The sequence below is a fragment of the Mycobacterium sp. NPDC050551 genome (genome assembly GCF_040674075.1).
Taxonomy (GTDB): domain Bacteria; phylum Actinomycetota; class Actinomycetes; order Mycobacteriales; family Mycobacteriaceae; genus Mycobacterium.
The window spans coordinates 369,463-393,480 of the sequence record NZ_JBFARC010000003.1 but is presented as its reverse complement, the minus strand read 5'-3'; the positions used below and the strand labels follow the sequence as shown (position 1 = coordinate 393,480).

The 24,018-nt window shown below is 71.7% G+C and carries 19 protein-coding genes; 7 read left to right on the top strand and 12 right to left on the bottom strand.

Translation table 11 applies throughout. The features are described 5' to 3' along the window. Positions 1–43: 43 nt before the first annotated feature. Together AB0K11_RS14315 and AB0K11_RS14310 are read right to left on the bottom strand one after the other, a co-directional pair. Positions 44–1,525: an aldehyde dehydrogenase gene (locus AB0K11_RS14315; RefSeq protein ID WP_364977484.1), complete on the bottom strand. Its 1,482-nt coding sequence runs from the start codon at positions 1,523–1,525 to the stop codon at positions 44–46. A 46-nt stretch (positions 1,526–1,571) separates the two neighbouring features. Further along, a complete protein-coding gene (locus tag AB0K11_RS14310) occupies positions 1,572–2,363 on the bottom strand; it encodes a class I SAM-dependent methyltransferase (RefSeq protein ID WP_364977482.1) in 792 nt (263 codons plus the stop codon). A 127-nt stretch (positions 2,364–2,490) separates the two neighbouring features. Between AB0K11_RS14310 and AB0K11_RS14305 the strand changes: the two genes are divergently transcribed. Genes AB0K11_RS14305 through AB0K11_RS14295 form a run of 3 tightly spaced genes read left to right on the top strand, consistent with a single transcriptional unit; the run spans position 2,491 to position 4,932 of the window. Then, the gene (locus AB0K11_RS14305) at positions 2,491–3,300 is read left to right on the top strand and encodes a hypothetical protein (protein ID WP_364977480.1); all 810 of its coding nucleotides are present in this window, start codon (positions 2,491–2,493) and stop codon (positions 3,298–3,300) included. 11 nt (positions 3,301–3,311) lie between these two features. Beyond that, positions 3,312–4,469 carry a glycosyltransferase family 4 protein gene (locus AB0K11_RS14300; protein WP_364977478.1) on the top strand — a complete coding sequence of 386 codons (1,158 nt, stop codon included), beginning with the start codon at positions 3,312–3,314 and terminating at the stop codon, positions 4,467–4,469. A gap of 43 nt (positions 4,470–4,512) precedes the next feature. Continuing rightward, positions 4,513–4,932, top strand: coding sequence for a hypothetical protein (locus AB0K11_RS14295; protein ID WP_364977476.1), 420 nt, complete (start codon positions 4,513–4,515; stop codon positions 4,930–4,932). On the opposite strand, the gene AB0K11_RS14290 is transcribed toward AB0K11_RS14295, so the two are convergent. Next, positions 4,929–6,572, bottom strand: a complete 1,644-nt coding sequence (locus AB0K11_RS14290) for a hypothetical protein (RefSeq protein ID WP_364977474.1) — start codon at positions 6,570–6,572, stop codon at positions 4,929–4,931. The genes AB0K11_RS14295 and AB0K11_RS14290 overlap by 4 nt on opposite strands. Before the next feature lie 11 nt (positions 6,573–6,583). Further along, entirely contained in the window at positions 6,584–7,780 is a 1,197-nt protein-coding gene (locus AB0K11_RS14285; protein WP_364977472.1) for a DUF3068 domain-containing protein, read from the bottom strand. A 228-nt stretch (positions 7,781–8,008) separates the two neighbouring features. Between AB0K11_RS14285 and AB0K11_RS14280 the strand changes: the two genes are divergently transcribed. Then, positions 8,009–9,121: an acyltransferase gene (locus AB0K11_RS14280; protein WP_364978459.1), complete on the top strand. Its 1,113-nt coding sequence runs from the start codon at positions 8,009–8,011 to the stop codon at positions 9,119–9,121. Positions 9,122–9,125: 4 nt separating this feature from the next. Here the strand turns inward: AB0K11_RS14280 and bla are convergent, their stop codons facing one another. From bla to AB0K11_RS14255, 5 genes are read right to left on the bottom strand one after another with little or no spacing between them, the layout of a single operon-like run. After that, positions 9,126–10,022, bottom strand: a complete 897-nt coding sequence (gene bla / locus AB0K11_RS14275; RefSeq protein ID WP_364977470.1) for a class A beta-lactamase — start codon at positions 10,020–10,022, stop codon at positions 9,126–9,128. Positions 10,023–10,066: 44 nt separating this feature from the next. Then, complete coding sequence (locus AB0K11_RS14270) at positions 10,067–11,530, bottom strand: AMP-binding protein (RefSeq protein ID WP_364977468.1); 1,464 nt, start codon at positions 11,528–11,530, stop codon at positions 10,067–10,069. Beyond that, entirely contained in the window at positions 11,530–12,507 is a 978-nt protein-coding gene (locus tag AB0K11_RS14265; protein ID WP_364977466.1) for a phosphotriesterase-related protein, read from the bottom strand. The genes AB0K11_RS14270 and AB0K11_RS14265 overlap by 1 nt, the downstream gene beginning before the upstream one ends. Positions 12,508–12,518: 11 nt before the next feature. Then, positions 12,519–16,730: a DUF3367 domain-containing protein gene (locus AB0K11_RS14260; protein WP_364978457.1), complete on the bottom strand. Its 4,212-nt coding sequence runs from the start codon at positions 16,728–16,730 to the stop codon at positions 12,519–12,521. 55 nt (positions 16,731–16,785) lie between these two features. Then, on the bottom strand, positions 16,786–16,959 hold the full coding sequence (locus tag AB0K11_RS14255; RefSeq protein WP_264011484.1) for a DUF2613 domain-containing protein: 174 nt from the start codon (positions 16,957–16,959) through the stop codon (positions 16,786–16,788). 131 nt (positions 16,960–17,090) lie between these two features. Here AB0K11_RS14255 and AB0K11_RS14250 point away from each other — a divergent pair, with 131 nt between their 5' ends. After that, positions 17,091–18,272, top strand: coding sequence for a glycoside hydrolase family 3 N-terminal domain-containing protein (locus tag AB0K11_RS14250; RefSeq protein WP_364977464.1), 1,182 nt, complete (start codon positions 17,091–17,093; stop codon positions 18,270–18,272). A gap of 1 nt (position 18,273) precedes the next feature. Here AB0K11_RS14250 and AB0K11_RS14245 read toward each other — a convergent pair whose 3' ends face one another. Beyond that, a complete protein-coding gene (locus AB0K11_RS14245) occupies positions 18,274–19,440 on the bottom strand; it encodes an amidohydrolase family protein (RefSeq protein WP_364977462.1) in 1,167 nt (388 codons plus the stop codon). A 67-nt stretch (positions 19,441–19,507) separates the two neighbouring features. On the opposite strand from AB0K11_RS14245, the gene AB0K11_RS14240 reads away from it, so the two are divergent. Beyond that, positions 19,508–20,137, top strand: a complete 630-nt coding sequence (locus AB0K11_RS14240; protein WP_364977460.1) for a TetR/AcrR family transcriptional regulator — start codon at positions 19,508–19,510, stop codon at positions 20,135–20,137. A gap of 72 nt (positions 20,138–20,209) precedes the next feature. Here the strand turns inward: AB0K11_RS14240 and AB0K11_RS14235 are convergent, their stop codons facing one another. Together AB0K11_RS14235 and AB0K11_RS14230 are read right to left on the bottom strand one after the other, a co-directional pair. Beyond that, positions 20,210–21,058, bottom strand: coding sequence for a MaoC/PaaZ C-terminal domain-containing protein (locus AB0K11_RS14235; RefSeq protein ID WP_364977458.1), 849 nt, complete (start codon positions 21,056–21,058; stop codon positions 20,210–20,212). Between the two features lie 3 nt (positions 21,059–21,061). Beyond that, the gene (locus tag AB0K11_RS14230; RefSeq protein WP_364977456.1) at positions 21,062–22,414 is read right to left on the bottom strand and encodes a 3-oxoacyl-ACP reductase; all 1,353 of its coding nucleotides are present in this window, start codon (positions 22,412–22,414) and stop codon (positions 21,062–21,064) included. 87 nt (positions 22,415–22,501) lie between these two features. Here AB0K11_RS14230 and AB0K11_RS14225 point away from each other — a divergent pair, with 87 nt between their 5' ends. Continuing rightward, complete coding sequence (locus AB0K11_RS14225) at positions 22,502–23,803, top strand: acetyl-CoA C-acetyltransferase (RefSeq protein WP_364977454.1); 1,302 nt, start codon at positions 22,502–22,504, stop codon at positions 23,801–23,803. The last annotated feature ends 215 nt before the right edge of the window (positions 23,804–24,018 follow it).

Genomic DNA, 24,018 nt, shown 5'->3' with positions numbered 1-24,018 from the left:
TCCGGCTCCGGAGCCGCCACCACGTCACGAGCGTGACCCCTCGTTACTCCGGGGTGTACCCGAACGGCAGCAGGGTGCTCTTGGCCTGGCAGTACTGCTCGATGCCCTCGGGCCCGTTCTCACGTCCGATGCCGGAGTTCTTGTAGCCGCCGAACGGCGCGCCCGGGTCGAACGCGTACATGTTGACCGCGTAGGTGCCGGTGCGGATCTTGGCGGCGATCTCCAGCGCCTTGCGGTTGTCGGTGGTCCACACGCTGCCTGCGAGTCCGTACACCGAGTCGTTGGCGATGCGCACCGCGTCGGCCTCGGTGTCGTAGGGAATGACCGCCAGCACCGGGCCGAAGATCTCCTCCTGGGCGATCGTCATCGAGTTGTCGACGTCGGCGAACACCGTCGGCTGCACGAACCAGCCGCTGTCGAGGCCCTCGGGCCTTCCGCCGCCGGTGACCACCCGGGCGCCCTCGTCGACGCCCTTCTTGATGTACTCCTCGACGCGCTCGCGCTGGCGCTCGCTGATCAGCGGGCCGATTGCGGCGTTCGGGTCGTCGGGCAGGCCGACCGGCATCGCGGCCACGAAGTTGGCGAGCTTCTCGACCACCTCGTCGTACCGCGACCGGGGCGCCAGGATCCGGGTCTGCGCGACGCAGGCCTGCCCGGAGTTCATCACCCCGGAGAACGCCAGCATCGGCAGCGACGATTCGAGGTCGGCGTCCTCCAGCACGATGGCCGCCGACTTGCCGCCGAGCTCCAGCGTGCAGGGCTTGAGCCGCTCGGCGGCCAGCTTGCCGATCTCCTTGCCCACCGCCGAACTGCCGGTGAAGGTGAACTTGTCCAGCTCGGGATTCGCGGTCAGCGCGCGGCCGGTCTCGGCGCCGCCCGGCACCACCGACAGCACGCCCTCGGGCAGGCCGGCCTCGGCGAACATCTGGGCCATCGCGAACACCGACAGCGGCGTCTCGGCGGCAGGCTTGAGCACCACTGTGCAGCCCGCCAGCAGCGCCGGGCCGAGCTTGTTGGCGGCCAGGAAGAACGGCACGTTCCACGCCGTGATCGCCCCGACCACGCCGATCGGCTCGCGGGTGACCAGCGTCTGCCCGTAGATGCCGTCGCGGATCTCGGACCACTCGAACTTGTCGGCGGCGCCGGCGAAGTAGCCGAAGGCCGACATCGCCGCGCCGTACTGCATCATGTCGACGATCGTGGCGGGCTGCCCCGTCTCGGCGGTGAGCAGGAACTTCAGCTCGTCGGCCCGTTCGCTCATCAGGTTGACCGCGGCGCCGAGGATCTCCGCTCGCTGCTGCGGGGTCATCGTCGGCCACGGGCCCTCGTCGAACGCCTTGCGCGCCGCGGCGCAGGCCGCGTCGACGTCGGCCGCGGCGGCCAGCGGCACCTGGCCGACCTTCTCGCCGGTCGCGGGGGAGTGCACCTCGATGACGTCGGAGGTCGACGGCGTCACCCAGGCGCCGCCGATGAACAGCTTGTCGTACTCGGTCTTGAAGGCAGCCGCCTGCACCGTCTGTGTCATGAGCGTCACACTACCGAAGGACGTGCCAAACGAGAACCTGTTCCAATCACGGCCTCAGGACGAGCACCAGGTTGCTCACCAGGAACTCCCGCAGCAGTGGCACCTCGGTGCACGACCATGCCCATCGTGGGTGGTAGCGAGGGAATGCGCCGATCAGCGCGCCGGTGCTGCGCGCCCACTGCAGGCCGTCGGCCGCCGACACCGCGAACAGTGACGACCCGTAGTCGTTCTTCGGTCGATGCCCGTGTCTTCGGGTGTACCGATCAGCCGCCCGCGCCCCACCGAGGTAGTGCGTCAGCCCCATCTCGTGACCGCCGAACGGCCCCAGCCACACCGTGTAGGACAGCACCACCAGCCCGCCGGGACGGGTGACCCGCAGCATCTCGTTGCCCAGCCGCCACGGTCGCGGCACGTGCTCGGCGACGTTGGACGACAGGCAGACGTCGACGGCGCCGTCGGCGAACGGCAACGCCATCCCGGATGCCCGCACATAGCGTCCGCTCGCCGCGCCGGTGTCCGGGCCTGTGTCCGATGTCGCCGCCAACGCGGCTCCGGCGTGCGCCTCGCGCGGATCGGGCTCGACACCGAGGTAGTCCATCCCCGCCCTGGCGAACGCCGCCGCGAAGTATCCGGGTCCGCCGCCGACGTCCAGCACCATCCGGCCCGCCGGCGAACCGCCCGCGCCTGCGCGCCACAGGTCGGCGACCATCGCGGCGGTGTCGTCGGCCAGGGCTCCGTAGAACCGCGCCGGGTCGGACTGCTCGAACCGGAACTCCGAGAGCAGCCGCACCGAACGGCGCAGCGTCGCCCGCCGCGCGAACAGGTCGGTGACGGCCACCGGGCCACCCTATGCAGCCGGGCGGGAATCTCGTGCGCCGCGGCGGGTCCGACGACAAATAGGATTCGAGTTCGCCCGACGTTGCCATCGACGGCGTATCCCGCCGGATCCCCGAGGAGGACTCGCTGTGAGTGTGCCGCCCCAAGGACCGCCGCCGGGATGGCCGCCCCCGCAGGGACCGCCGCGGTGGGGGCCGCCGCAGGGCCCTCCGCCGGGGGTTCCGCCGCGGTGGGGGCCGCCGCCGCAGGGCCCGCCGCAGTGGGGTGCGCCGCCGCCGCACTGGCCGCCCGGACAGTGGCAGCCGTGGCGACCGCCGACCGCACCGCCGCCGGCGAAGAAGACCGGGCTGATCATCGCCGTGGTGGCGGCGGTGCTCGTGGTCGTGGTGGTCGTCGTGCTGGCCGTCGTCGTCGTGGGCTCCGGCAGTGACGGCGTCAGCGACGAGCAGCGCTTGGCGAACGCCACCACCGCGACGGACGCGTCGGACTTCAACGTCGTGTGCGAGGACGGCTCGGTGAGCAACGCCGCCGCCTACCGGAAGCCGTACACGATCGCCGCGTTCCGCCAGACGACGGGCTTGATCGGAAGAGACGTGATCTGGACAGGTGTCACCCTGGACGGCTCGTACGCCGCGGACGACGCGAAGTGGTCGGCGATCAACGCGGTGGCCTGTGTGTCCCGTGTCGCTGGCAGCGAGGTGAAGTCCGGAACCTGCGAGTTCGACGACGGCGAGGTGGCCGACCACTATGCGGTCGAGTACGAGATCACGGTGCACGAGGCCAAGTCCGGCAGGGCCGTCGAGAACCTCGGCACGGTCAACGGACCCGCCACCGACTGCCCCTTCATGGCGACCGTCGAGAGCGACGATCCGAGGATCTACGGTCTGCCCGACGCCGCCGCCGTGGACGCCGAACTCGCCGAGTTCGCCGCCGGATAAGCTGGCGCCCGATGTCTGCCCCGGTCCGCTCCGTCCTGCTGCTGTGCTGGCGTGACACCGGGCACCCGCAGGGCGGCGGCAGCGAGACCTACCTGCAGCGGATCGGCGCTCACCTGGCCGCCGACGGGGTGGCGGTGACCCTGCGGACCGCCCGCTACCGCGGCGCGCCCCGGCGCGAGACCGTCGACGGCGTGCACCTCAGCCGCGCCGGTGGCCGCTACTCGGTGTACGTGTGGGCGGGCCTGGCGATGGTGCTCGCCCGGATCGGCCTCGGCCCGCTGCGGCACGTCCGGCCCGACGTCGTCGTCGACACCCAGAACGGAGTGCCGTTCCTGGCCCGGCTGGCCTACGGCAGGCGGGTCGCCGTGCTGGTGCACCACTGCCATCGCGAACAGTGGCCGGTGGCAGGCCCGCTGATGTCGCGTCTCGGCTGGTTCGTCGAGTCCACGGTGTCGCCGCGGGCGCACCGCCGCAACCAGTACGTCACGGTCTCGCTGCCCTCGGCCCGCGACCTCACCGACCTCGGCGTCGCCCCGGCCCGGGTCGCCGTGGTGCGCAACGGCGTCGACGCCGCGCCTGTGCACACCCTGAAGGCCCCGCGCGCCGAGCGGCCGCACGTCGTGGTGCTGTCCCGGCTGGTGCCCCACAAACAGATCGAGGACGCACTCGACGCCGTCGCCGCACTGCGGCCGCGCATCCCGCACCTGCACCTGGACATCCTCGGCGACGGCTGGTGGCGGCGGCGCCTCGTCGAGCACGCCGCACAGCTGGGCATCGCCGATGCGGTGACGTTCCACGGCCACGTCGACGATGAGACGAAACATGCTGCGCTGCAACGTGCCTGGGTGCACGTGCTGCCGTCGCGCAAAGAGGGCTGGGGACTCGCCGTGATCGAGGCCGCGCAGCACGGCGTGCCCACCATCGGCTACCGCGACTCCGGCGGGCTGATCGACTCGGTGGTCGACGGCGTCACCGGTCTGCTGGTCGACGACCTCACCGGGCTCGTCGACGGGCTCGACCGGCTGCTGACCGACCCGGTGCTGCGCGACCAGCTGGGCACCAAGGCCCAGACCCGCAGCGGCGAGTTCTCCTGGCGCCAGAGCGCCGACGCCATGCACCACGTGCTGCACGCGGTGCGCGACGGCCGGATGGTCAGCGGTCTGGTCTAGCAAAACCCCGGTGAACGACCGCGGGTGGGAGCACGATTGACGGATGACTCCGCCGCCGAAGGTCCCGGGCCCCAAAGAAGTGAAGGCCGCCGCGCAGTTCGCGGCCGAGACGGCGCAGGGAGCGGTGAACGACGCGGTGCGCGGCTCGCGCGCGTCCCTGGAGCTCGTCGGTCAGCTGCCGGACCTGATCGAGAACCTCGCCGCGGCGACCGAGCGACTGAACCAGGCGATCGACCGCGCCGAACGCTATCTCGCGCTGGCCGACCCGATGATCAGGACGATGGACGCGGTGCTGCCCCAGCTCGAATCGCTGGTGAACACCGGCAACGACGTCTTCAACGCCGTCTCCACGATGCCCGGGGTGTCGACCCTCGGGCGGTTCACCGGACGTGGCGGAGCGGCCGCCACACCCAAGACCCCACCGCCGTCACGCGGCCGTGGCGCACCGAAGAAGCCGCGCTAGGAACCCGCGCCCGCAACACGTCGCCGTCGCAGCGCCGTGACGGCCGTCCCGGTCGCTCCGCCCAGCAGCACCGCGAGCCATGCCAGGTGCACGCCGATCATCAGCGCGCGGTGCGGCGACGCGGACCCGGAGCCGCCCACCCGGTAGACCGTGAGATCGGCGTCGCGGAACGCCACGGGCAGCGCGAGGTCGCCCGAGCCCGACTCGACGACCACCCAGCCCACCCCCGCGGCGGCGAGCTCTTCGCGCGTCGCGCCGCGCAGCACCATGTCCTGCACCTCGCGGGCTCTGGCGCCCTCGCCGGGCACCGTCCGGCCGCCGATGACGAGGTCGCCCGTGCTCAACACCTCCGCGCGCACCCAGCGCGGCAGCGGATCGAGCACCGGGGCCGGTCCCGCCCAACCGAAGCGGCGCATGCTGTCCGGCGGCAGCACCGCCACCGGGCCGGGATCGGCGTCGATCAATGCGGCCGCCGAGCGCCAGCCCTCCGGGTAGGTCACCGCGGTCATCCGGCCGCCGACGCCCCACGCGAGGTCCGGCAGCGTCGCGATCAGGGCCGCGCAGCACACCGCCGCGACGGCCGCACCCGGCAGCCACCGCCGCAGCAGGATCACCGCACCGGCACCGGCCAGCGCGTAGCCGGGGACCGCCAGCGCCACCCATTTCTGGCCGTCACGCACCACTCCGAGACCGGGCAGCGCGTGCACCACCGCCTCCACCGCGGCAAGCCCGGGCCCGGTCGCCATCGCGGCGGGCACCATGACGGCGAGCGCCGCCAGCGCGAGCAGCGGGACGGCCGCCGGGCGGCGCACCACCACCGGCAGGCCGACGGCCACCACGGTCAGCAGCACCAGCGTGGCGACGAGCGCGAACACCGTTGTCCGCGAGCCGGGTACCGCGTCGGCGTTCCAGATGCCGCCGAGACCGGCGAGGCTGCCCAGCGTCGCGAGCCCGGGTTCGGCACGCGCGGCGAACGCGGGCACCCCTGCGGCCTGCGACACCGGCAACGAATCCGCCACCGCCGACGCCACCAACCACGGCGAGGCCACCAGCAGCGCCAGGCCGAGCGTCACGGCGGGCACCCGCCAGGACCGCACGCCAGGCGCGCACGCCGCCGCCAGCGCGACCGTCGCCGCCAGCATCAGACCGGTCGGTGTCAGGCCCGCCAGCGCCAGCCAGAACGCCAGCGGCCACCACCAGCCGCCCCCGTCGCGGCTGCGCAGCACCGCCGCCGCGACCCACGGCAGGCAGCCGTACCCGACCAGCAGGCTCCAATGCCCCTGCAGGAGGCGTTCGGCGACGTACGGATTCCAGATCGCCAGCGTGGTCGCGACGGCCTGCCCGGCGCGGCCGGCGTCGGGCAGCACCACCGCCGTCAGCCGCGCCGCACCCCAGCCCGCCAGCCACAGCCCGGCCACCAGCAGCGCCTTGACCACGACGCCACCGTCGACGACATGAGAGCCGAGCGCCACCGCGAAGTCCTGGGGCAGCGCCCGGGGTGCGGCGTCGGACAATCCGAGCGCGGCGTCGGTGAGGTGCGAGCGCGGGGTGGACACCGCGTCGCGCAGCAGCAGGTGACCCGGCGCCAGCAGCGGCCCGGTCACCACCAGCGCGAGTGCCAGCGCGTACGCCGGCAGCACGAGCGGCCCGATCAGACCGGTCTGTCGGGCGGCAGGTCGGTCGGCCGTTGCGCCGGGAGTTTCTCGGTCTTGGCCTCGGCGCCCGGCACCTGGATGCCCATCGTGTCGAAGAAGCCGTGGTCGGCCTCGTCGAGTCCGGGGTCGATCAGGGCCGACTCGGCGCGGATGCTGAACGAGCCGAGCAGTGCGCCGCCGACGAGGGCCACCAGGCCGATCGCGGTGAACGTGATCGGCAGGACGCGGCCCCACAGCGACACCCGGTCACGCTCACTGCGCGCCGCGGCGACCTGCGACTCGACGGTCTCGTCGTTGGACGTCACCTTGTAGTCGACGAAGGTGACCTCGGGCTCGAGGGCCTGCCGCGCGTAGTAGTGGTAGCTGTGCTCCTCGTTCTTCACGATGGAGCCCGACACCGGATCCACCCACAGCGTGCGCTGGGCCGCGTAGTAGCGGCTCATCGTGATCGGCTCTTCGGGGTCGCCGGGCACACCCCACAGGGCGGCCCGCGCGGTGACCTGGCTGTCGGCATCGTCCTCGTAGAGCGACGAGTACTTCACCGGCTCGACGAGCTTGCCCTCTTCGTCGTAGCCGACGTTCTGGGTGAACTTGTAGGTGGTGAGCCCGTTGACGTCCTCTTCGCCGTCGTAGTTGGCGTCGTAAGCCTTCTGCGCGATCGGGTCGAACAGCGGGTAGGTCTTCTTCTCGGTGTCGAACGGGAAGCGGTAGGTCAGCCCCTCGTGCGGCAGCGCGATGCTGGTCGGCGGCTGGTCGTCGTCGATGCCGCGGGGCTTCTGCACCGCGCCGCCGGGATTGCTCTCGCTGGAGACCGCCATCGCCGTGGACCGGTCGAGCGTCACGGTGTCCACCATCGCCAGCATCAGTCCGTTGTCCTGTTGCTTGTCGGTGCGCCGAAGCGTCGAGCCGACCTGCAGCGTCACCACGTCGGCGTTCGACGGGGCCTCGACGCTCACCTCCTGCTGCATGCTCAGCGGCACGTCGCGGTCGACGACGAAACGCTCGCCGAGCAGCGATGCCGGATCGAACGCCGTGCCCGACCCCTCGCTGACCAGAGTGGCGTCGATGTCGAGCGGGACCTTGGCCACCTTGCTCTTGGTGTAGGTCGACAGCAACAGCGCGGCGATCAGAAGGGCAGCTCCGAGCCCCATGAGTCCGCATGCCGCAATACGCAGCGCGACTGCGCGGTTCAAACCGTGCCTCCTTCGGCTTGGACTCCGGCCGGATGGCCTGAGGTCGCGGCAAAACCCGTCTGACCCTAACAGCAGACAATAAGGCGGGTACTTACTACGAGGTCGCGGCCAGGGGGCCGCTCGGGGGGTGGGGAGGTACTACCCGTTCGACCGCCCGGCACACTGGTCGCCGTGGCCGATGCGACCGGATCCGGAGGGCAGCGCGATTTCCTGCCCGCCGTCGAAGGCATGCGCGCCTGCGCGGCGATCGGCGTCGTCGTCACCCACGTGGCGTTCCAGACCGGGCACACCGGCGGTGTCGACGGCCGCCTGCTCGGCCGCTTCGACCTCGCGGTGGCGGTCTTCTTCGCGCTGTCGGGATTCCTGCTGTGGCGCGGTCACGCGGCGGCCGCCAGAGGTCTGCGGCCCGTCCCGCCGACCGGGCACTACCTGCGGTCGCGGATCGTCCGCATCATGCCGGGCTACCTGGTCGCGGTCGTCGTCATCCTCACCCTGCTGCCCGACGCCAGGGCCGACCTCACGGTGTGGCTGGCCAACCTGACGCTGACCCAGATCTACGTTCCGCTGACGCTGACCGCCGGGCTGACCCAGATGTGGAGCCTGTCGGTGGAGGTGAGCTTTTACCTGGTGCTGCCGCTCCTCGCGCTGCTGGCGCGGCGGCTGCCGGTGCGGGCGCGCATCCCGGCGATCGTGCTCGCAGCGCTCGCCAGCCTCGGCTGGGCGCTGATCCCGATCAGCACCCCCGTCGGCGTCAACGCCCTGAACTGGCCGCCGGCGTTCTTCTCGTGGTTCGCCGCCGGGATGCTGCTCGCCGAGCTGACGGTGTCCCCGGTGTCCTGGCCGCACCGCCTGGCGCGCAGGCGGATCGTGATGGCCTTCGTCGCCGTCGCGGCCTACCTCGTCGCGGCGTCGCCGGTGGCGGGTCCCGAAGGGCTGACGCCCGGCACCACCGACCAGTTCATGGTGAAGGCGGCGATGGGCGCGGTGCTGGCCGCGGCGCTGCTGGCCCCGCTGGTGCTCGACCGCCCGGACACCCCGCACCGCCTGCTGGGCAGCGCGGCGATGGTGACGCTGGGCCGGTGGTCCTACGGGCTGTTCGTCTGGCACCTCGCCGCACTGGCGATGGTGTTCCCGGTGATCGGCGAATTCGCCTTCACCGGGCACATGCCGGTGGTGCTTGCGCTGACACTGCTCTTCGGGTTCGCGATCGCGGCCGTCAGCTACGCGCTGGTCGAGTCACCGTGCCGAATGGCGCTGCGGCGCTGGGAGTACCGCAGGCAACGGCCGGTGCCGCCGCTCGACAGTTCGATCACCGATGCGGCGGAACCGATCTCGCACTGACGCGTCAGTGCCCGAGCCTGCGCAGCGTGACGCGGACGGTCTCGGCGACGGCGTCGTTCAGCGGCGGCACCTTCTCGCGTCCGTCGCGTGAGCGGGTCAGCACCGTCACCATCAGGCGCTGGCCGGCCGGGCCGATCAGCAGCCCGGAGTCGTTGGTGCTGCCGTAGTCGCCTGCGCCGGTCTTGTCGGCGCTGGTCCACCCCGCGGGCAGGGCCGCCCGGAACCGGGTGCCGGAGGTGACGTTGGCCAGCATCCAGTCCAGCAGCTGCTGCCGCGACGGCGGCAGCAGCACACCGCCGGTGAGCAGCTCGCGGTAGCCGCCGTTCAGCGCGCGGGGAGTGGTGGTGTCGCGGGGGTCGCCGGGCTCGGCGTCGTTGAGGTCGACTTCCCAGCGGTCGAGCCGGGTCTGGTCGTCACCGATCGAGCGGGCGAAGGCCGTGATCGCGGGCGGACCGCCGATCGCGCGGAGCAGCAGGTTGCCTGCGGTGTTGTCGCTGTTGATCAGCGCGGCGGCGCAGAGTTCGGCCAGCGTCATCGTGCTGCCGACGCGTTTCTCGGTGACCGGTGAGTTCGCGACGATGTCGCCCGCCGTGACCGGCACCGGGGTGGTCTCGAGCCGCGTCGCGCCCTGGTCGGCTTGCTGCAGCAACCGGCCCGCGGCATAGGCCTTGAACGTCGAGCACATCGCGAAGCGCTGATCCGGCCGGTGCATCAGGGTGGCCGACGACGCCAGATCCACCGCGTACAGTCCGATCTCGGCGTTGAAGCGGTCCTCGAGTCCCGCGATGTCGGCGTCGGCGACCGGGGGCATGGCCGCGGCGACGCCCGGACAGGCGGCGGCTCCGGCCGCGAGTGCGAGGGCCAGGCCGATCGCGCGGCGCCGGTTCAGTTCTGGGCTCATGGTGTGTACCGAACCATGCCTGGCGCGGCGGCCGGGTCACCGGGTCAGCGCCGCGACCTCGCGATGACGGCGTCGCGCACCGCCGACCGCCGGGCCTTGCCCGCGTCGTCGCGCAGCGGCTCGTCGGTGAACTCGACGGTGCGCGGCACCTTGTATCCGGCGAGGCGCTGCGCGACGAAATCCCGCACCGCCGCCTCGTCGAGCGTCGACTCCGGTGCGGGCTGCACCAGCGCGTGCGGCACCTGACCCAGGTCGTCGTCGGGGAGGCCGACCACGAGGCAGGACAACACATCCGGATGCGCCGACAGCGCCGACTCGATCTCGGCGGGATAGACGTTGCGGCCGCCGACGGTGAACATGTCGACCCGCCGGTCGTTGAGGTAGAGGAAGCCGTCGGAGTCGAAATAGCCGAGGTCGCCGAGTGATTCCCAGCCGTCGCGGCTCTTCGCGGTGCTGCCGATGTAGCGGTAGGTGGGGGCACTGCCCGGCGAACGCCGCATGTAGATCTCGCCGACGACGCCCGGCGCGCAGGTGTTCCCGTCGTCGTCGAGCACCGTCATCTCGCCGGCGACGACGGTGCCCACCGACCCCGGATGGCTGAGCCACTGCTCGCCGGAGATGAACGTCAGTGCCTGTAATTCGGTGCCGCCGTACAACTCCCACACCACCTCGGGGCCCAGCAGGTCGATCCATGCCCGCTTGACGGTCGGTGGGCACGGCGAGGCGAGATGCCAGAACCGCCGGATCGACGACAGGTCGTAGGCAGCGGAGTCGGCCCGGTACACCGGCAGCAGCCGCTGCATGATGGTCGGCACCGTGGTCAGGAACGTGACCCGGTGCTCGGTGACCAGGCGCAGGAACTCGTGCGGGTCGAACCGCGGCATCACCACCATGTGGTGGCCCATCAGCAGGCCGATCGCGAATGTGGTGAACCCGGTGTTGTGGCTCATCGGCACCGAGATCAGGTTGACGTCACCGTGCTCGGCGCCCAGCGGCACTCCGATGAACGCGGGCACCCGGCTGTCGTTGCCGGCTTCGATGAGCTTGGGCCTGCCGGTGCTGCCGCCCGAGGCCATCGACTTCCACACGGGTGAAACGGCTTCCGGCAGTCGGTCCGCCGACACTGTCGAGTGGGGCTCGAAGTCGGCCGCGACGCTGCGCGCCACCCCGTTGGGATCGGCCCTGCCGACCAGGAGCGCAGGCGTTCGCAGCGCGAGCAGCGCGGCCAGTTCGGCATCGGGCAGCCGCGCCGACAGCGGCTGCGGCACCGCGCCGAGCTTCCATGCGGCCAGCACGGCCTGCACCCAACCGATCGAGTTGGGTAGCACGATCGTCACGTAATCGCCCTGTCGCACACCGAGTTCGGCGTAGGCGCGGGCGAGCCGGTTGGTCGACGCGTCGAGCTCCGCCCGGCTGAGGGTGCGCCCGGCGCAGGTGAGCGCGGGTGCGCCGGGGTCCTGCGCCGCCAGCTGCGACACCTGCGTGCCGATCGGGTCGACCGGTGACATCAGTACCCGCCCCGGCGCTCGAAGATCCGGCGCGGATTGTCGACCAGCATCGTGGTGATCTGCTCCTCGGTCACACCCTGCCGGCGCAGCGCGGGCAGCACGTCGTTGTGGATGTGGAGATAGTGCCAGTTGGGCATCGCCACCGGCAGCGTCGCCTCGGGCAGCGCGTCGAAGTAGCAGGACGCGTCGTGCGACAGCACCAGTTGCCCGGCGTGGCCGCGCGCGCACAGTGTGGCGACGGTGGCGACGCGGTCCTCGAACGACAGGTAGGCGTCGACACCGAAGCGGTCCATCCCGAGATACGACCCCGCCGCCATGAGTTCCTCGAGGTAGGCCAGGTCGGTGGTGTCGCCGCAGTGGCCGATCACGACCCGCGACAGGTCCACGCCCTCCTCGGCAAAGACGCGCTGCTGGTCGAGCCCGCGGCGGCTGGCGGCGTGGGTGTGGGTGGAGATGGGGACACCGGTCTGCCGGTGTGCCTGCGCGACGGCGCGCAGCACCCGCTCCACGCCGCGGGTGAGACCGGGTTTGTCGGTCGCGCACTTGAGGATCGCGGCCTTGATACCGGTGTCGGCGATGCCGCGGGTGATGTCGCGGACGAACATCTCCGTCATCACCTCGGGGCCGCCCAGCGCCGTGCCCGGGCCCTGGAAGTGGAACCGGAACGGCACGTCGTTGTAGGTGTACAGGCCGGTGGCGACCACGATGTTGAGCTCGGTGGCCGCGGCGATGGTGGCGATGCGGGGCACGTAGCGGCCGAGGCCGACCACGGTGAGGTCGACGATGGTGTCCACCCCGCGCGACTTGAGCTCGTCGAGGCGCTCGATCGCGCGGGCGATGCGGGTGCGCTCGTCGCCCCAGGCCTCCGGGTAGTTCACCGCGATCTCGGTGGTCATGATGAACACGTGCTCGTGCATCAGCGTGACGCCCAGGTCGGCGGTATCGATCGCTCCGCGGGCGGTGTTGAGCTGCGGCATCATCGACGATGCTAGGGCTGTGCGGGTTGCGGCGGGCCCGGTTCGCGGCGATCCGGCACCGCCGAGGCGGCCAGCGACGCGACCGAGATCAGCGCCAGCAACTGCACACCCACCGAGTGTCCCGCGTACCCGTCGACCGAGCGCCAGGGCGTCTGGCTCAGCACGGCGCCCGCCGCGGTCAGGCCGGTGGCGACGGCGCCGACCGTGATCTTCTCGCGCAGTCGCGCACGGCTGCGCAACAGGTAGCGCACGCCCAGCGCGGCGCCGACGACCAGCGCGCCGACCGCACCGGCGACGACGGCGCCGACTCCCACCGCGGCTGCGCCCGCCGGCCACGGACCGGGCCGCCACGGCCGGGCCGGGTGGTCGGGGAGGGGGCGGCGTCGCGCAGGCAACCAGGCCAGCAGGGCCAGCAGCGGGAGCAGGCACAGCCCGCCGACCAGGCCGGCGCGGTACAGCGCGTTGGACGCGAAGCCCAGCGTGATCGTGCCCGACGTTCCGGCAGGCACCACCCAGCCCTGCTGCCAGCCGTTGACGATCACCGGGGTGAGCTCGTCGCCGGCTTCGGTGCGGGCGTGCCAGCCCGGGTTCACGCTCTCCGGCACCACCAGCACCCGGGATGCCTGCGCCCCGGGGACTTCGATTTCCCGCCGGTCGGCGCCCCACTGCCCGGTGTCGACGGGAGTCGTTGTCGCAGAACGTATCTCGCCGGCCTGCGGGCCTGCCAACTGCACGCCGTCCACCACGAACGTCGGCCCGGGACTGATCACCAGTTCCTGCTGGCCCGCGGGCAGCGGGATGGGATCGGGGCGGCACGTCTGCGCGGCGATCGGCTCGCCGTCGAGCAACGCTCCCACGGTGGTGCGTACGGACGTCGGCACGAACTGCCCTGCCACACCGATGACGGGGCCGCGCCCACAGGGCAGGACCACCGGACGCGACCGGTTGCCTGCGGCGTCGGCGGCCGCGATCGGCCTGCCCTTGCCGTCGAGCACCTCGATCTCGGCGAGGCCGGGCGGTTTGAGCTGATCGAATCCCAGTGCGGTGCGGTCGATCACGTCGTTCCAGTCCAGCAGTGACACGGTCACCGTGTCGGTGCGGTGCGGGTGTAGCTCGATGGTCTGCGACTCGTCCTTCCCGGACAGCCGGCGCACCTGCGGGCCGTCACCCAGATTGACCGCGACCATCGTGGGCCGGGCGGGCGGTTCCACCGCGCTCGGCGTGATGCGCAGCGCCGCAACGTCGGTCGCGGACGGCAGGCGCACGCTGAGGGTGGGTGGGGTGCGTTGCTGCACCACCCGCTGCGGCGCGATCCACGTCGTCCGAGGATCTCCGTCGGTCGCGGCGAACGCCGATCCCTGCACGTCGATCAGGTCGGCGTCCCCGGTGGCCCTCGTGGTGCCCGGCTGACCGACCAGGTCCGCCAGCTTCGGGCCCTGCCGGGCGCGCAACCACACCGTCGGCGTCACCGCGACGGCCTCCGGAACGGTCAGCGTGCGGCTGAGGTTCACCGGCTCTTCAGGCGCCAGCGCCATCGTCGCCGCACACCGCACGCCGTCGGGGGAGTCGACGCAGCCCGGCCGGCCCAGCAGTTCGGAGCCCAGATCCCACTGTCCGACCGTCGATCCGGCCGGCGGGCCGGGCACCTCGACGGTGTGGCGCACCGTGACCGGCGTCGCGAAACCCCCTGCGTCGTACTGGGTGACCGACAGATCTGTGATGCCGAACTGCACACCCCCCGACCCGTCGTCGGTGGCCGCGGCGGTGATCCGGACCCACGGCGTCTCCCCGTAGGGCAGCGCGACCGTCAGCGGCTCGCCGGCCTCCTCGAAACGCACCGAGCTGGTGCCGTTGACCGTCGACACCTCCAGCCGGCGTACCTGGGCGCCGACGGCGGTGGCGCTGGGGGTGATGGTCAGCGTGGCGTTGGTGACCGGGCGGTCGAAGTCGATCTGCAGCCACTGCCCGACGGCGGCCTGCAACGCGTTGGACACCCAGCTGGTCGAGGTGTCGGAGTCGACGGCCGACGCGGGCCCGGTGGCGGGTGCGACGTTGGGCAGCGCGGTCGAGTCCGCCGCCGAGCTCGACACGCTCACCCGCCCGCCGGTCCACCGGCCGTACACCGGATCGGCGCCGTCGACGGGATAGTCCGGGACGCGGTTGAACGTGTGCCGGGTGTCGTCGGGCGTCCGGATCGCCGAGGCGTGGTCGTCGACCCGGCCGTAGTCGATCTCGCGTGCGAGCGGCGTGTCGGTGACGGTCACCAGGGGAGCCGGGAGGCCCGCGCGCTCGGCATCGGCGGTCAGCAGCATCGGCCCCAGCGGCGGCCGGCCGGTCAGGCGGCGCCGCTCGTCGAGCCGCAGCAGCGCTTCGGGCGCACCGTCCACCCGGGCCATCGTGTCGGTGTCGACGAGGTAGGGCGCCGCCGGATTCGTCGCGCCTGTGCCTGCGTCCACCCGGTAGACCTCGACCGCCGGGTAGGGCGGGCGAAGACCGCTGTCGGTGACGAAGCCGTCGAGCGTGCCCGGCCCGACGGGGTCACCGAACTGGGCCACCCTGGTCAGCCCGGGGGAGCCGTCGACGGCCCGGTGCACCAGCACCGGCCGAGCCGACCGCGACGATTCCGGGTCCAGGTCGTTGCGGACCACGACATAGGAAATCCCCTGTCGGGCAAGGGTGTCGGCCAGTCCGGCGGACGGCCGTCCGGCAGCGAAGAGGCGTTGCACGGAGTCCAGTGCGCGGATCGTCTCCGGCGGCGTCAGTGGTATCGAGTCCCGCACGCCCCACGGGCTGCGGCCGAGCACCTGCAACGGCTCGTCATGGCTGCTGCCCCACACCTGGGTGGCGAACGGCGCACCGGGGGCCACCAGCACCCGCCCGGCGGTGGGGGTGCCGGTGTTGTGCTCGTCGAGCCAGTCGGCGGTCCGCTGCCAGTACGGCGGGATCTCGTCGAACGCGCCCGGCGGGGCGAGGCGGCCCGTCCATGCCAGCGACGTCCCCGCCGCCAGCGCCACCAGCACGACGATGCCCACCGCGACCCGCTTGTCGCGTTCGGGATGGCTGAACGCCTCGCGCACCACCGGACGTGGCGCGCTGCCCGGCAGGGGGATGCGGCCCAGGAGGTGGATCAGCCCGAGGGCGAGCGGCACCCGCAGCAGCGGGTCGAGCTTCTGCAGGTTGCGCAGCGGTGTGCCGTCGGCGTCGAGAAACGCCTGCACCGCATGTGCGACAGGGGATCCCAGTCCGCCGGAGTAGCCCGCGGCCAGCAGCACCACCCCGGTGAGCAGCACGGTGATGAGCCGGCCGCGCGCGGGCATCGACCGCATCGCCAGGCCGGCCATACCCGCAGCGGCCACCAGCGTCGTCGCGAGCACCGCGACCGAACCGGTGACCAGCGAACTGCCCGCGGTGGCGCCGGGCGCGACGAACGGCGTCCAGCTGCCGGTGCCGCGCAGCATCTCGGTCAGCGACATCCACTGGGTGGTGACGCCGGACGACTCGATGAAGTCGAGGAACGGCGGGCTGATGCGGCCCAGCAGCAGCAGCGGCACCACCCACCAGGCGACCGCGAGCGCCGCACAGCCGAACCACCACGCGGTGAACCGCCACCAGCGCCGGTTCGGCCGATGGCACGCCCACCAGATCACCGCGACCAGACACCCGGTCAGCGTCGCGACCGCATTGACCGCGCCCATCAGCGCGACCGCCACCGCCGAGCGGGCGGCGAGCAGCCGCACCGGCCCGGTGCCCCGCAGCGCCAGGATCACCGGCAGCAGCACCCACGGGGCCAGCATCATCGGCAGCGTCTCCGACGACAGCGCGCCGAGCGTGGTCAGCGCGCGCGGCGACAGCACGAACGCGACGGCGCCGAGGACGCGCGACGTCGGCGTGCCGATGCCCAGCGCCTCGGCGACGCGCAGCACACCCCAGAACCCGACGACGAGCAGTAGCGCCCACCACAGCCGCTGGGTCACCCAGCCGGGCAGGCCTACGAGGTCGCCGGCGAGGAAGAACGCGCCGTGCGGGAAAAGGTATCCGTAGGCCTGGTTCTGCGCCTGGCCGAACGGCAGCTCGCTGTTCCACAGGTTGGCCGCGCGGGCCAGGAAGCGCAGCGGGTTCGCGGTGAGGTCGAGTTTGGTGTCGGGCGAGACCTGGCCGGGCGACTGGGCGAACGTCAGGATCAGCGCCGCCGCGGCGGCCACCCACAACCAGCGCCGCGACAACGGCTCGAACCGCTCGGGGGGTGTGGGCGGCCCATCCTCCCGGGCCACCCGGGGGCTAGCTTCTGTCGCCGTACTCGACCCGGTTGAGCACCGATGACGCCGGATCGCCCGCCTGCAGCGGAGGCCTGTTGTCCTGCTGCACCATCAGTGTCACGCCGAACACGGCCGCCGCACCCAACAGCAGGCCGACGACGATACTGGCCGCGGAAGGCACGATGAACCTGTCCATGCCGTCAACGTAGCACGGGCAGGTCAGCGGCCCGGCGGCACGATGAGCACCGGCCGGTGACCGTGCCGGAGCACCTGGCGCGACGACCACGGGATCGATTCCGCGTCCACGTGCCGCTAGTGTCGGGCCCTATGGTCTTTTCCCGCGTGAGCGCGCTGGCGGCGATGGCCGGGCTGCTCGTAGCCTGTGCGCCGGCCGGTGAGCAGTCCACCTCGACACCGCAGCCGAGCCCCGTCAACAGCGTCGTGCCGCAGGCGGCGCCCAACGCGCCGCTCACGGGCCCGCTGCCCGCGGCGCCCCCTCCACCGGCCTGTGGCGACGTGCTGGCGGGCATGTCGGCCCGCGACAAGCTGGCTCAGCTGCTCATGGTCGGGGTGACCGGCGCCGCCGACGCCCGCGCGGTCGTCGACACCCACCACGTCGGCGGGATCATGATCGGCAGCTGGACCGACCTGTCGATCATGGGCGACCAGCTGCGCGACATCTCCGGCGCGGCGGGTCCGCTGCCGCTGGCGGTCAGCGTCGACGAGGAGGGCGGCCGGGTGTCGCGGCTGGCCGGGCTGATCGGAAGCCAGCCGTCGCCGCGCGAGCTGGCGGCCGGCCAGTCGCCCGAGCAGGTGTACGGCATCGCGCTCGACCGCGGTCGCAAGATGCGCGGCCTGGGCATCACCATCGACTTCGCGCCGGTCGTCGACGTCACCGAGGACGCCGACGACACCGTGATCGGCGACCGCTCGTTCGGGTCGGACCCGGTCACGGTCACCGACTACGCCGGCGCCTACGCCCGCGGGCTGCGCGACGCCGGCGTGCTCCCGGTGCTCAAGCACTTCCCGGGCCACGGGCACGGTTCGGGCGACTCGCACACCGGCAGCGTGACCACCCCGTCGCTGGCCGATCTGCAGGCCAACGACCTGGTGCCGTACCGGACGCTGACCACCCAGGCGCCGGTGGCCGTGATGGTCGGCCACATGCAGGTGCCCGGGCTGACCGGCAGCGACCCCGCCAGCCTCAGCCCGGCGGCCTACGCGCTGCTGCGTTCGGGCCAGTACGGCGGCCCGCCGTTCGGTGGCCCGGTGTTCACCGACGACCTGTCGTCGATGCAGGCGATCACCGACCGGTTCGGGGTCGCCGAGGCGGTGCTGCGCAGCCTGCAGGCCGGTGCCGACACCGCGCTGTGGGTGAGCACCGGCGAGGTTCCCGCGGTGCTCGACCGGCTGGAGAAGGCGCTGGCCGCCGGCGAGCTGACCCCGGCCGCGGTCGACGCGTCGGTGCTGCGGATGGCCGCGGTCAAGGGCCCCAACCCGCGCTGCTGAACTACAGCTCGTAGACGCGGGTGGCGTTGTCGACGCCGATCATGTCCACGATCCGCACCGCGTCGTCCACGCCGCAGTCGCCCGAGCGCACCCATTCGCCGAGCACCCGCCCCATCGCGCGGCGCCACAGCACCGAGCCCAGCACGTGCAGTTCGGGCGGGCCGAACGCGTCCGAGCTGTACAGCTGCTTGGCGAACGGCGCCGTCTCCAGCGCCTCGGCCACCAGTGCGGTCGACCGCACGCCGAGGAAGTTGATGCCCAGCCCGACGTCGAAGTGCACGTGGTCGAAGGCTTGGGCGAGGTAGCCGGCCTGGCGGTGGAACGGGTAGCAGTGCAGCAGCAGCACCGGGACCGGCGCCATCGTGCGCAGCAGCGGCAGCATCAGCAGCGGGTCGGTGCGGTGCAGGTCCAGATCCCGGTCACCGAAACCCACATGCACCTGCAGCGGCAGACCGTGTGCGGCCGCCTCGTGCACGCCGAACGCCGTCAGCACCGGGCTGTCGAGCCGCAGCGGCGCCGGACGGGCGGCCAGCTCACGGGCGGCGGCGGCGACGTCGGCGTCCGTCGGCCGGGTCCAGTCGATGTCGAATCCGGTGCGGTAGGCCGCGATCGTCTTGGCGCCGACGACGCCGTCGGTCCCGGCGGCCGTCGCCAGCGCCGCCCGCAGCGCCTCGGGGAACTGCTCGGGCGCGACGCCGCCGCTCAGCAGGTCCTCGGCGAGCGTCTCCAGCCGCACCACCTGCGACGCCGGCCTGCCGCTGAGCGCGGCGAGCGCCTCCGGCGTGGTGATCCGGTCGCCCTTGAAGCCGGGGTCGACGATCCACCGCGCCACCCTCGCGGCGGGCAACATCGTCGTGGCCAGTTCCTCGGCGGTGAACCCGCTTCTGCGCTGCCAGTACTCGTCGGCGCCCGCCAGCGGCGCCAGGCCGAGCAGCGGCGCACACCATCGCCGCACCGCAAGGCCCGGCGGTGAGTCGAACTGCGTCATGAACTCCGGCACCGGGTCGGGGGATCCCTCGTTCAGCGACGCCTCGAACTCCGGCCGGTCGACCGGCACGGCGTAGGCGCCGTGCACGTGGTGGTCGACGAGTTCGATCTCGCGCAGCCGGTCGGCCAGCGCCTGGGGCACGTCGGCCTCGACGCCGCGGAACACGTCGGGCAGCGGCATGGTGTGATTCTCGCTCAACCACCGCGCCGCGGACGCCGTCCGGTCACCCATTGCTTACCCTGAGGTCATGGCAGGCGGAACCAAGCGGTTGCCCCGGGCGGTCCGGGAGCAGCAGATGCTCGACGCCGCCGTGCAGATGTTCTCGGTGAACGGCTATCACGAGACGTCCATGGACGCGATCGCGGCCGAAGCGCAGATCTCCAAGCCGATGCTCTACCTGTACTACGGCTCGAAGGAGGAGCTCTTCGGCGCCTGCCTGTCCCGCGAGCTCACCCGGTTCGTCGACGAGGTGCGCAGCAAGATCGACTTCTCGCAGAGCCCGAAGGACCTGCTGCGCAACGCGGTGCTGTCGTTCCTGACCTACATCGACACCAACCGGGCGTCGTGGATGGTGCTCTACACGCAGGCCACCAGCTCACAGGCGTTCGCCCACACCGTGCGCGAGGGCCGCGACCGGATCGTCGACCTGGTCGGCAGGCTGCTGCGGTCGGGCACCCGGCACCCCGAACCGGACACCGACTTCGACATGATGGCCGTCGCGCTGGTGGGCGCCGGTGAGGCGGTGGCGGCCCGGGTCAGCACCGGCGACGCCGACGTCGACGAGGCCGCCGAGCTGATGATCAACCTGTTCTGGCGCGGCCTGAAGGGCACACCGGCCCACGAGGACGCCCCGTCGGTAGCCGACGCGCACACCTGACGTTGAGATTGCACTCAGATCGCGTCCAGGCGCGAAAACGCGATCTGAGCGCAGAGTCAACGCGCGGCGGGCCTACTTCAGCGCCGTGACCGTGCCCGTCAGATGCGGGTCGCCCTTGCTCAGGTGATGCAACGCCAACTGCCAGCCGCCGTCGTTCCCGCGGCTGACGTAGAGGCCCGCGCTGGCGGGCAGGACCACCGGCTTGGCGAACCGCACCGTGTACTCGACCGCGTCGGGCAGCTGTCCCTCGATGTTGGCCAGCACGGCTGCGGCGGTGAACATCCCGTGCGCGATGACGCTCGGGAAACCGAACAGCTTGGCGGCCACCGCGTTGGTGTGGATCGGGTTGTGGTCGCCGCCGACCGAGGCGTACTTGCGGATCTGCGCGGGAGTGATGCGCAGGACGGCGTTCGGCGGGCCCAGCTTGGGCTTCTTCTGCGGCGGAGGCTTGGGCTCGTCGGACAGGCTGGTGCGCTGCTGATGCAGGAACGTGGTGACCTGGTGCCAGGCGAGGTCGTTGCCCACCTTGACGTCGGTGACGATGTCCACCAGCAGTCCGCGCCGGTGCTCCCGCAGATCCTCCGCATGCACCGACACCCCGACGGTGTCGCTCACCAGGATCGGCCGGTGCTGGGTGATGCGATTCTCGATGTGCACCGAACCCATTGCGGCGAAGGGGAAGTCGAAACCGGTGACGAGTTCCATCACGGTGGGGAAAGTCAACGCGAATGGGTAGGTCAGCGGCACCCGGTCGCCGAACCGCAGCCCGGTGACAGCCGCGTAGGCGGCGACGTTGGCGGCGTCGATGCTCAACTCGTCGACGGTCAGCGTGCGGTCGGGCAGGGTGTCGCCACGCGGCACGAACGGCAGGGCGCCCGCGGCGGCACGCGCCAGATTGCGCAGCCCGGAGGGTTGTGTCACGTCTCAGGCCCCCAGCATCGCCTGGCCGCAGACCCGGATCGTGTTGCCCGTCACGGCATTCGAGGCCGGACTGGCGAAGTACGCGATGGTCTCGGCCACGTCGACGGGCTGGCCGCCCTGGTAGAGCGAGTTGAGCCGGCGACCCACCTCGCGGGTGGCCACGGGAATCGCCTCGGTCATCTTCGTCTCGATGAAGCCGGGCGCCACCGCGTTGATCGTGATGCCCTTGTCGGCCAGCTTCTCCGCCAGCGCGTCGGTCAGACCGATCATGCCGGCCTTGGTGGTCGCGTAGTTGGTCTGCCCGCGGTTGCCCGCGATGCCCGCCATCGAGGACAGGCCGATCACCCTGCCACCCTCGGCGAGTACGCCGTTCTCGGCGAGTCCTTCGGTGAGGTGAAGCGGCGCAAGCAGATTGACGGCCACCACCGAGTCCCAGCGGCCTTCGTCCATGTTGGCCAGCAGCTTGTCGCGGGTGATGCCCGCGTTGTTGACCAGGATGTCGAGGGTGCCGCCGTGGTTCTCGCGGAGGTGCTCGGCGATCTTGTCCACGGCGTCGGCCGCCGTCACGTCCAGCGTCAGGGCGGTGCCGTCGACCTTGTCCCGGACCTTCGCCAGGTCTTCTGCGGCGCCCTCGATGTCGACGACCACGACCGTGGCGCCGTCACGGGCGAACACCTCGGCGATGGTCGCGCCGATGCCTCGCGCCGCTCCGGTGACGAGCGCGACCTTGCCCGCGAGCGGCTTGTCCCAGTCCGACGGGGGCACGGCGTCTTCGGCGCCGACCCGGTAGACCTGGCCGTCGACGTAGGCGGACTTGCCGGAGAGGATGAACCGCATCGTCGACTCAAGGCCGGTGGCCGCGGGCTTGGCGTCGGGGGAGAGGTACACCAGCGACGCGGTCGCGCCGCCGCGCAACTCCTTGCCCAGCGAACGGGTGAAGCCCTCGAGCGCACGCTGCACGATCTGCTCGTGCGGGCTCGAGGTCGCGTCGGGGTCGGTGCCGATGACGACGAGGCGGGCGCTCGGCGTCAGGCTGCGCAGCACCGGGGTGAAGAACTCGTAGAGCCCCTTGAGGCCCTCGGGTTCGGTGATGCCGGTGGCGTCGTGCACCAGGCCGCCGAACTTGTCGGCCCAGCGGCCGCCGATGTTGTTGGACACCACGTCGTAGTCGTCGGCCAGTGCGGTGCGCAGCGGCTCGACGACTCGGCCCTCGCCGCCGATCAGCAGGGCGCCGGGCAGCGGCGGTTCGCCGGCCTTGTAGCGCCGCAGCGTCTCGGGCTGCGGGATGCCGAGCTGCTTGGCGAGGAACGATCCGGGTGCCGAGTGGACGATTTGGGAATACAGATCCGAAGGCATGGGTACGAACTTACTCCAGAGTAAGAAGCGTGGGTACTATGACCCTCATCGATAGCCCTGGATAACCGACAACGGAGGCAGACAAACGTGGCTGACACCAATTCCCGCCGGCGGGTCGCCGTCCTCGGCGGAAACCGGATCCCGTTCGCACGCTCGGACGGCGCGTACGCCAACGCCTCGAACCAGGACATGTTCACCGCCGCCCTGGGCGGGCTGATCGAGCGCTTCGACCTCGACGGCGAGCGGCTCGGCGCCGTGATCGGCGGCGCGGTGCTCAAGCACAGCCGCGACTTCAACCTGATGCGCGAGTGCGTGCTCGGCAGCGCGCTGTCGTCGTACACCCCGGCCTTCGACATCCAGCAGGCCTGCGGCACCGGGCTGCAGGCGGCGCTGGCCGCAGCGGACGGCATCGCGCTGGGCCGCTACGAGGCCGCCGCAGCGGGTGGGGTGGACACCACCTCGGACGCCCCGATCGCGTTCGGCGACAACCTGCGCAAGAACCTGCTCGGCCTGCGCCGCGCGAAGTCCAACGTCGACCGGCTCAAGCTGGTCGGCAAGCTGCCCGCGTCGGTGGGCATCGAGATCCCGGTCAACAGCGAGCCCCGCACCGGGATGTCCATGGGCGAGCACGCCGCCATCACCGCCAAGGAGATGGGCATCAAGCGCGTCGACCAGGACGAACTGGCCGCCGCCAGCCACCAGAACATGGCCGCCGCCTACGACCGCGGCTTCTTCGACGATCTGGTCAGCCCGTTCCTCGGCCTGTACCGCGACAACAACGTGCGGGCGGACTCGTCGGCGGAGAAGTTGGCCAAGCTCAAGCCGGTGTTCGGCGTCAAGTTCGGCGACGCGACGATGACGGCGGGCAACTCCACGCCGCTGACCGACGGCGCCTCGGTGGCGCTGCTGGCCAGCGAGGAGTGGGCGCAGCAGCACTCGATCGAGCCGCTGGCGTACTACGTCGACGGGGAGACCGCGGCGGTGGACTACGTCAACGGCGCCGACGGTCTCCTGATGGCGCCCACCTACGCGGTGCCGCGGCTGCTCGCACGCAACGGCCTGAGCCTGCAGGACTTCGACTTCTACGAGATCCACGAGGCGTTCGCGTCGGTGGTGCTGGCGCACCTGCAGGCGTGGGAGTCCGAGGAGTACTGCAAGGAGCGCCTCGGCCTGGACAATGCGCTGGGCTCGATCGACCGCTCCAAGCTCAACGTCAACGGGTCATCACTGGCCGCCGGGCATCCCTTCGCGGCCACCGGCGGGCGGATCATCGCCCAGCTGGCCAAGCAGCTGGCGGAGAAGAAGAAGCAGACCGGCCAGCCGGTGCGCGGGCTGATCTCCATCTGCGCCGCCGGAGGGCAGGGCGTCGCGGCGATTCTCGAGGCCTGAGCCCCGAATATCGACTCGTGAAAATTTCTTCGGCACGGCTGTAACGCCTCCGGCGAACCGTTCGATACAGGGGATAGCTCCGTGTTGCCGTCTGACCCCCCGACCCGACGGCAACACGGGGCCACTTACTTCGGTGCGACGTATTTCCTCTGGTACGAGGGGTGTCAGAGGCGTACAGTCGGCCGTACGACGGGTTCGGGAGTGACTGATCCGAA